Here is an 8069-nt window from a genome sequence, read left to right as displayed (position 1 = left end):
GTATCTGCGCCGCCACCGGCCGATGGAGGAGGAGTCCCCCCGCGCACAGCGCGACGCCCAGAAGAATCCTCTCTCGCTTCATCCTCGAATCACTCCTCCGAACGCGCATTCCCTCGCGCGTCGGGGGGACGATGCCTCAAGGAGGCTACGAATGACATAAGGGGTTACACGGATATCGCATTCGTATCGAACCGATTATCGGGCTCAGGGGCTCGCGACCGAACGGCAGCGCGCGGGCTCGTCTTCTTCCGAGAAGGAGATCGCGAGCTCGCCGTCGACGACGGTCCACGTCCAGGGAAGCCCCTCGTCGCTCGCGGTGATGCGACCGTCACGCTCGAGTGTGCCCGTCACCTCGTACTCCGCCACGTACGCCGTGCATGCGCCCGCGGCGACCGATAGAGCCGCCGTCACCGGCGCAAGGGAGCTCGTCGGCGAAGTGCAGCGATAGGTGCCGGTGCAACGCTCCAGAAACGCATCGCGCTCGAGGGAAGGCGAGCCGCTCGACGAGATATCCCCCGAGCTGCCGCTCGACGAGGCCACGGCCCCGCTCGACGAGACGCCGCTGGAAGAGGTGTGCGAGTCGCTGGAGACGCTTGCCGGCTCATTGCGGGTGCCTCCCGGATCCTCCCTTTGTCCAATCACGTCGATCCCGACGGGACCATTGCCGCCGCTACACGCCATGAGTGCCAAGGCGACGATCCATGTCTTGCAGGCCGCTCTCACGCTGATCTTGGGTGTAGTCCTATCGGGGTCGCCTCGACATCAGGGAGAACCCGTATGGCCGAGGCGACCATCCTCGTGCTGACCTGCCGGCCGGCGCATGAGGGTCAAGTCGATAGTGCAGTGGTTGGCCGCGACGGTCGGGGGATTGGTCGCAGCTTCGGCGGGATGCGGTTCGGGCGACGGTCCGATCGGCATCGGTCTCATCGGAACCCGCGAGGCCCCGGGCGACTTCTATGATGATCCGCACGGCACTCGCCGGCCGACCAGCAGCAGCAGCTCCGGTCAGCAGCCCGATCCGCCCCCTCCGACGGGATCGTCGTCATCGTCCACATCGTCCACCTCCAGCTCGAGCACGAGCAGCTCCGGTAGCTCGTCGTCCTCGTCGTCGAGCAGCACGTCCTCGAGCAGCTCCTCGTCGTCGAGCGGTGGTACCCCGGACAGCGGTACGCCGAACGCCGGGACCACGCTCACCGACGTCTGCAGCGGTCAGTACCTCTGCGGTGCCTCGTCGATCGCGACCCTCTCGAATGCGACCGGAAGCTGCGTGCTCACGGCTGGAGCGTCGTCATTCACCCTCCAGCCCGACGGACTGGTCCTCTCCCAGGGCCTGCCCATCGGTACGTGGAGCGGCACGACGCAGACCTTCACCCTGAACCTCAGCGGTCAGAACACGGTCTGCAGCAGCACCTGACGCTTCTCTCTAACCGCCGTCGCCGCCGCCGGCGTCCGGCGCGCCTCCGTCGCCGACCGGGGGCGTAGCGCCGCCGAGCTGAAGCCACGGCGGACACCCGATCAGGAAATCCCACGCGGTGCCGAGCTCGGGGCTGTCGCAGTTCGGCGTCACGACGACCACGATCGCCGTCGCGGCACCGGCGAAAGAGAGGGTCGCGGTCGTCCCGCCCGAGATGCAGCCTGTGTCGTAGAGTTGCTGGCCCTCGTAGAACACCTGCATCTGGTCCTTCTTGCCGTAAGCCTCGTGGTAGAACGTGAACGTGCCGCGAGACCGGCCGAGCTCGATCGTGCGTGTCTCCGGGGTATCACCGCCCGCGACCTGTTGCGTCGCGCAGACGCTCGCCGTGCTCTGGAAGGCAGAGTTGTCGCGACACATCGAGTCGCGGCATCCGAAGACGTCGTTCCTCTTCGTCTCCGCCGCGTCCGCTGCGTCCGCTCCGAAGCCCACCGGGCAGACACCGAAGTCGACGGTCGTTGTCTCGCCGGGACAGAGCGCGCAGATCGTCTCCTGAAGCGTCGCCGCGCCGCTCGCCGGCGAGGCGTCCGCGCCGGCGAGGCGCACCTGCGCCGTCAGATCGGAGCCGGAGCCCACCGCGACCAGGTATTCGCCGCTCTCGTCCGTGAAGACGCGGAGCTGGCTGCCGCTCACGTTCGGGTTCGTGATCACGATCTCGGCGTTCGCGACGACACGGTTCTTGTCGCAGACGCGGCCCTTGACGTACGCGACCCGCTGGAAGATGTCGCAGTTCACGGCTCCCATCGCTCCGCCCTGGAAGCAGTATTGGTCGTCGACCTTCACCGCCACCGTGGTCTCTTCCCACGTCGCCGTCGACGTCCCGAGGACCCAGATCGGCATCGTGGCAGGCGCGCTCGCGCGCATCGCTTCGGGGATCGTGACGCAGATGTCCGAGGGGCGCGTGAAGACGACGGGCCGGCGATTCTCGTCCTCGGCCTCGATGAACAGCGCGCCGAACGACGTGAGCACGCCGTCGGACGGATCTCCTCCATCCGCTCCTCCGCCGTCGTCGTCCTCCTCCGGAGGCGCTGCCGGCACCGCGGCGTCCTCTTCTCCGGCGCTCCCTGCGCCGGCGTCCACCTCGTCCGACGCGTCGATCGGCGGGGGGATCGGCGGAATGCTCACGCCGGCGTCGGTGCCTGCGGGCCGGTTCCGCCGGGCGCGGAAGTCGCCACCGGGCATTTGCGCGGCGAAGCTCTCGTCGGTCGGATCCACGTACGCGACGAAGATGTCCACGCTGCCGGCCGGCGCCCCGCCCCCCTCGAGGGCGAGCGCTCCGGGCTCGAGCGCGATCTGGATGTTCTTCGAGTCGGACGCGACGAGTCCGCCCGTCGCGCCGTCGACCTTGCCGAGCAGCTTTCGTTCGCGGAGAACGTTGCGCTGGTTGGTCGCTGCCTTCGCTGACGGCGTCACGCCGACGACGTTCGTGAAGTAGCCCGACTTCGACAACCTCAACACGCGGCGCGCGCCGACGCCGAGGTTGATCGTGTACTTGCCTTGCGCGTTGGTCGTCGTGGTCGCGCCGTCGGCGGTCGATACGTCGACGCCTTCGAGCGGCTGGCCGTCGTCCCGGACGACGACGCCCTTCACCACCCCGCCCTTGGAGCCCGACGACGACGAGCAACCCGAACCGGCGATCGCGAGCCAGGCGCCGACACCTACGACCGCGACTGCGAGCCGACGAAAGCTGCCATTTCGGTACTTCTTCTTCATCGCCAACTCGTACTTCTCCGTCGATCGATTGACCATACGGGGTTCCACGGATGTCGCGGGCGGCGCCCTCTCATCGCGACGGGCTCAACCAACGTCTTCGGGCTCCGCGGGACTTTCTGAGGCGCGCGCCCAGCGGCGCCGGCGGCGCCACGTCTCCGCGATCAGTCGCGTTCGGGTGTCGACGCCAGACTTCTGGAGGATGGCCGTCACGTGCACCTCCACCGTGCGAGGAGACATCCGCGCGACGGTGCCGATCTCCTTGTTCGAGAGCCCCTCGGCGACGAGCCGAAGCACTTGGCTCTGACGGTCGGTCAAGCTCCATTCTCGCGCCGCCGTCGGCGCGAGGCGATCGACGTCGGCGAGCGCGATGTCGCGCTCGATGCCCCCCAAGCGCTCCTCCTCCCCTGCGCTCTCGCGGGCCGCGCGGATCGCCAGACGGAGCGAATCGAGACGGCGCCGCTGCGCCGCGATCCAACCTTCGACGCGCGGATCGCGGCAGGTCAAGCGCGCGAGCTCGTCGAGCGAGGTCACGAGCAGCTCGACGAGCTCCGGCGGCCGTTCGTCGCTCGCTCCGCGCATCGAGTCATCCTGATGGCCGCTCGCGCGCGGCGACATACGTGCTTCCACGTAGCGAGCGCCGATTTCGCAGGTACCAGCTTGACGTATACATAAGTGTACACAAATCTGTAGCTGATGGCTCAGACCGTTCGCATCGACCCTGCCGCGCATACCGCTCTCGCCGAGATCGCGAAGGCGAAGTCGATCCCGCTGTCGGAGGCGCTCCGTCGCGCGGTGGAGCTGCTACGTCGGGAGGTGTTCTTCGAGCAGATGAACGCGGGGTACGCCGCGCTCCGCGCCGACCCCGATGCCTGGGCGGAAGAGCAGCGTGACGCTTCCGCCTGGGACGCGACGAGCGCGGACGGGCTCGACGACGAATGAGCGCGCGTCGAGGCGAAGTGTGGTTGATCGACCTCGACCCTGTCCGTGGCCACGAACAAGCAGGACGACGGCCCGCGCTCGTGCTCAGCGCGGACACTTGGAACGCAGGCCCCGGCCGCCTCGTTACGGTGCTGCCGATCACGAGCAAGGAACGCACCAACATCCCTTCACGCATCGCGGTGCGTCCGCCGGAAGGGGGGCTCACGGTGCCAAGCTGGGTGATCGGCGAACAAGTGCGAACGATCTCGGCCGACCGGGTCGGTCGGCGCTTGGGCGTCGTTCGGCCCGTCACGCTGCGCGCGGTCGAAGACGTCGTACGCATGCTCCTTGGGCTCTGACCTCGTCGCCGCTAGCCGCCAGCGAACGACTACGGGTTCCTACGTATGGCGTGGCTCGAGCGACGGAGCTATGAGCGCGTGTATGCGCAGGTCGCCTCGGGCCGTCGGGGGTGTCCCGGCCCGAAGCACCCGCGCACTTAACTTTCGCGATCGGCGCGGGGTGCTCGGCAGACGGAGGCTGCCGGCGCCCCCGCGCCCCGTGAGATCCAGCGGCGTCTCCGGAGGGCGACGACGCGGGCGCGGAAACCATTGAACGCCAGTCGACGGAGGGTGGCGCGGGCGCTGCAGTGAGGAGGCTTCGTCATGAAGGTCCCCGCCGTCGTCGCCGTGGTCTGCGTCCTCGTCGCCGTCGTCGTCGCCGGCTGCACCGCGCCGATCAGCTTCGATCCCGCTCGAGACAAGGACGGGAACAACCCGTCCGCGGCGACGGGCGCGGACGGTGACGCCGCGACCGAGAAGAACGAGAGCGGGCTGCCGTGCGCGGTGAAGAAGGTCCTCGAAGAGAAGTGCCAGCTCTGTCACGGCGCCGAGACCAACTACGGCGCGTCGACGAGCCTCGTCACGCTCGACGACCTGAAGAAGGAGTTCAACGGCAAGAAGGTGAGCGACCTCGTGGCGGCGCGCGTCGCGAACGAGGATCGACCGATGCCGCCGATCACCGCGCCGGCGCTGAGCGACGACGAGAAGAAGACGCTCTCCAGCTGGATCGACGGCGGGCTCGCCGCCGGCAAGGAAGCGAGCTGCGAGGCCGCGCAGAAGAGCGACGTCCCGAAGCTCGGCTGCAAGGCCGACATGAAGCTCGTCGCGAAGTCGCCGTACAAGATGGCGCAAGATGGTCCGACCGACGAGTACGTCTGCTTCGGCGTCGACGTCACCACCGACAAGAAGAAGCACATCGTCGGCTTCGGTCCGCTCGTCGACAACAAGAAGATCCTCCATCACATCCTCGTGCTCGAGGCGGACAAGAGCGTGAGCCCCGACCCGCAGCCGTGCACCCCGTTCCAGGCGAAGTGGAAGCTCATCACCGGGTGGGCGCCGGGCGGCACCGCGTTCGAGCTGCCGGCGGAGGCGGGCATGCCGATCAACCCGGGCACGACCCACTACGTGGTGCAGCTCCACTACAACAACGCGACGAACCTCGCGGGGCAGGAGGACCTCAGCGGCTTCGACCTCTGCACGACGGAGGACCTCCGCCCGAACGACGCCGGCGTCCTCGCCTTCGGCTCGGTGAAGATCGACGTCCCGCCGCGCGCGGAGCAGGCCGTGACCTGCGACTACAAGCTCGACGAGCGCTTCGACGGCGCGACGTTCTTCGGCGCCAACCCGCACATGCACAAGGCCGGCATGTCGATCGGGACCAAGCGCCTCAAGGGCGGCACCGGACCGGAAGAGGACGTGTTCTCGCAAGAGCGGTTCGACTTCGAGAACCAGGCGAACCACGAGATCGACGTGAAGGTGAGCGCCGGCGACGTGTTCCGCTCGACCTGCGTGTTCAAGAACCCGGGCGATCAGACGATCAAGTTCGGTGAGAACACCGCCGACGAGATGTGCTTCAACTTCCTCACCTACTACCCGCTCGTCCCGGATCAGGCCGGCGCGCTCGGCCTCCCCGTCGGCAAGCGCCTCCCCGGCGGCGGCTTCAACTGGGTCACGCCCTCCGTCGAAGGCTGCGGCCTCTCGCTCGGCGATCTCAACGACTTGCGGAAACAGCTGTAGTGCACCTCTCCGCACTTCGCCCGCACGAACTGTGCGGACATCCGCACAACGTCGCGTCGAAACGCGCGGTAACGCCCTGTCGTCCGCCTGGTACGCCGCGTGGATGACGAGCGCCTAGTCGAAATATGTTGACCGGGATAGTTCCGGCTGCTGTCGTTGTCGACTGGGAGGTATTCACGAATGAAGAAGCTCGCTCTCGCCGTGGTCGTTGGTGTCTTTGGTTTCGTCGCGTTCGCGACGACGGCTCCGGGTGTCGCGAACGCCGAGCCGCAGCCGAACGCATGCAAACCGGCCGGCGCGTCGTGCAAGGACAGCCAGGAGTGCTGCGGCGCGTGCACCTGGTACGACGGCAAGGGCACCTGCCAGGGCGGCTGATCAGGTCGCGACTTCGCTCTTCGCGTGCTCGGGCGGGATCGTCGCTCCCGCCTTGAGCCCCTCTTCGATCTCGGTCACGACCATCGTGACGAGCCGCTCGTAGAGGTCCTCGCCCTCCGCCGCCGTCGCCTCGGATGGAGCGCCCGTGTACGCGCGCTCCATTCCGATCTCGGCGAACGTCTTCTTGCCGGCGCGGATCGCGGTCGCGAGGCTCAGGCCGACGGTGGGGAGCGCGCCGACGTCGCCGTGCGGCGTCTTTCCGGCCGCGAGCACGAGCGACGTCTCGTAGCGGCCCGCGTGGCAGTCGCCGCGCTTGAACTCGTCGGAGAGGGTGCGGCCCCAGCGCCGCGTGAGCGGACACGCGACGCTCGCGGAGAGCCCCTCCGCCGCCGCGCGCACCGCGACGTCGTGCGCGGGCTCGAGGTGGTTGTTCACGAAGCAGACGTGCGCGAAGCCGGTGACGAGGAGCTTCTCGGCGATCGAGCGGAGGAACGCGGTGAGGACCTCCGGCGCGACGCCGACCGCGCCGGCGAAGCCCGACGCGTACTCGGTCACGCCGTACGGCACGCTCGGCGCGACGACGGCGGGGATCCCCTTCTCCTCGAGGCGCGGAACCGCGCGCGCGGCGCACGTCTCGCTGATGGTCGTGTCCGTGTCGAGCGGCAGGTGCGGCCCGTGCGGCTCGACGCTGCCGACGGGGACGATCGCGACCGCGCGGCCGCTGCCGCAGAGCTCCGCCACTTGCTCGTAGGTGAGCTCCGCGAGCTTCATGACACCTTCACCGCCGCCGGAGCTCCGCCTCGAGCTCCGCGACGCGCGCGAGCGCCGCTTCCTTCGCTGCGCGCTCCGCTTCCTTCGCTGCGCGCTCCGACTCCTCGGCCGTCGGCCAGAACGTCGTCCCCTCCCGATCGTCGGCGACGCGGAGCTTTCGTCCCTCGTCCACGACGTGGAGCCAGGCGCCGAGGACGGCGGAGAACGCAGGCCCCTCGCCCGCGTAGGTCAGCTCGAAGGTCTCGTCCTTGAGCTGCCAGACCTGGAGACGCTGTGGACCGCCGTAGGTGGCTCGTCCGGCGAGCTTCGGATCGAAGATCCAGAGCTCCTTGCTGCCGCATGACGCGTACTTCTCGGGCGAACGGACGTAGTCCTTCTCCGCGTTGCTCGCGCTCACGACCTCGATCGCGAGGGCGGGCGGCGAATGACCCGGCTCCCAGAGGCGCAGGCTCTCGAGGTCGTCGCCTTCCGGCGTCCGCGGGGTGATGAGGCAGAGGTCGGGGTCGACGCCGACGCGCGGGTTGTCGGCGGTGAAGCGCACGGCGAGGTTGCGCGCGACCTGCGCGTTCATCTTCGTGCGCGCGACGAACGCGAGGAGCAGCGCCTTCAACAGATCGAGCACGATGTCGTGCGGCTGGGACTCGGGCACCGTCTCCTCCGGAATGAGCCACTCCTCGCTCCAGCGCGGGACCGGATGTCGATGCACGAGGCTCTTGGCCGACTGAACCATGGGCGTCGTTCGATCG

The 8069-nt window shown here is 68.4% G+C and carries 11 protein-coding genes; 5 read left to right on the top strand and 6 right to left on the bottom strand.

Annotated features, from left to right (window positions below):
* Positions 1 to 204: 204 nt before the first annotated feature.
* Entirely contained in the window at positions 205 to 690 is a 486-nt protein-coding gene (locus tag KF837_43425) for a hypothetical protein (protein MBX3234224.1), read from the bottom strand.
* A gap of 315 nt (positions 691 to 1005) precedes the next feature.
* Positions 1006 to 1188 carry a hypothetical protein gene (locus KF837_43420; GenBank protein ID MBX3234223.1) on the bottom strand — a complete coding sequence of 61 codons (183 nt, stop codon included), beginning with the start codon at positions 1186 to 1188 and terminating at the stop codon, positions 1006 to 1008.
* Positions 1189 to 1267: 79 nt separating this feature from the next.
* On the opposite strand from KF837_43420, the gene KF837_43415 reads away from it, so the two are divergent.
* On the top strand, positions 1268 to 1414 hold the full coding sequence (locus KF837_43415) for a hypothetical protein (protein MBX3234222.1): 147 nt from the start codon (positions 1268 to 1270) through the stop codon (positions 1412 to 1414).
* 9 nt (positions 1415 to 1423) lie between these two features.
* Here KF837_43415 and KF837_43410 read toward each other — a convergent pair whose 3' ends face one another.
* The gene (locus tag KF837_43410; GenBank protein ID MBX3234221.1) at positions 1424 to 3184 is read right to left on the bottom strand and encodes a carboxypeptidase regulatory-like domain-containing protein; all 1761 of its coding nucleotides are present in this window, start codon (positions 3182 to 3184) and stop codon (positions 1424 to 1426) included.
* Between the two features lie 84 nt (positions 3185 to 3268).
* Complete coding sequence (locus tag KF837_43405) at positions 3269 to 3913, bottom strand: response regulator transcription factor (GenBank protein ID MBX3234220.1); 645 nt, start codon at positions 3911 to 3913, stop codon at positions 3269 to 3271.
* On the opposite strand from KF837_43405, the gene KF837_43400 reads away from it, so the two are divergent.
* From KF837_43400 to KF837_43385, 4 genes are all read left to right on the top strand, one after another.
* Positions 3878 to 4123, top strand: coding sequence for a hypothetical protein (locus tag KF837_43400; GenBank protein MBX3234219.1), 246 nt, complete (start codon positions 3878 to 3880; stop codon positions 4121 to 4123). The two genes, KF837_43405 and KF837_43400, sit on opposite strands and share 36 nt — an antisense overlap.
* A gap of 23 nt (positions 4124 to 4146) precedes the next feature.
* Positions 4147 to 4461 (top strand): type II toxin-antitoxin system PemK/MazF family toxin, encoded by a 315-nt coding sequence (locus tag KF837_43395; GenBank protein MBX3234218.1) that lies wholly within the window; start codon positions 4147 to 4149, stop codon positions 4459 to 4461.
* Between the two features lie 303 nt (positions 4462 to 4764).
* On the top strand, positions 4765 to 6177 hold the full coding sequence (locus KF837_43390; protein ID MBX3234217.1) for a hypothetical protein: 1413 nt from the start codon (positions 4765 to 4767) through the stop codon (positions 6175 to 6177).
* A 180-nt stretch (positions 6178 to 6357) separates the two neighbouring features.
* Complete coding sequence (locus tag KF837_43385) at positions 6358 to 6552, top strand: hypothetical protein (protein MBX3234216.1); 195 nt, start codon at positions 6358 to 6360, stop codon at positions 6550 to 6552.
* On the opposite strand, the gene KF837_43380 is transcribed toward KF837_43385, so the two are convergent.
* Positions 6553 to 7323: a creatininase family protein gene (locus tag KF837_43380; protein ID MBX3234215.1), complete on the bottom strand. Its 771-nt coding sequence runs from the start codon at positions 7321 to 7323 to the stop codon at positions 6553 to 6555. It lies immediately after the preceding gene.
* Positions 7324 to 7330: 7 nt separating this feature from the next.
* Positions 7331 to 8053 (bottom strand): Uma2 family endonuclease, encoded by a 723-nt coding sequence (locus tag KF837_43375; protein MBX3234214.1) that lies wholly within the window; start codon positions 8051 to 8053, stop codon positions 7331 to 7333.
* Positions 8054 to 8069: the final 16 nt, after the last annotated feature.

This window comes from Labilithrix sp. (assembly GCA_019637155.1).
Taxonomy (GTDB): domain Bacteria; phylum Myxococcota_A; class Polyangia; order Polyangiales; family Polyangiaceae; genus Labilithrix.
This window is presented reverse-complemented; position numbering and strand designations above follow the sequence as displayed.

Coding starts and splice junctions, on each gene's coding strand:
- KF837_43390 (MBX3234217.1), top strand. CDS start 4,765: ATGAAGGTCCCCGCCGTCGTCGCCGTGGTCTGCGTCCTCGTCGCCGTC.
- KF837_43385 (MBX3234216.1), top strand. CDS start 6,358: ATGAAGAAGCTCGCTCTCGCCGTGGTCGTTGGTGTCTTTGGTTTCGTC.
- KF837_43405 (MBX3234220.1), bottom strand. CDS start 3,913: ATGCGCGGCAGGGTCGATGCGAACGGTCTGAGCCATCAGCTACAGATT.
- KF837_43380 (MBX3234215.1), bottom strand. CDS start 7,323: ATGAAGCTCGCGGAGCTCACCTACGAGCAAGTGGCGGAGCTCTGCGGC.
- KF837_43375 (MBX3234214.1), bottom strand. CDS start 8,053: ATGGTTCAGTCGGCCAAGAGCCTCGTGCATCGACATCCGGTCCCGCGC.
- KF837_43410 (MBX3234221.1), bottom strand. CDS start 3,184: ATGAAGAAGAAGTACCGAAATGGCAGCTTTCGTCGGCTCGCAGTCGCG.
- KF837_43400 (MBX3234219.1), top strand. CDS start 3,878: ATGGCTCAGACCGTTCGCATCGACCCTGCCGCGCATACCGCTCTCGCC.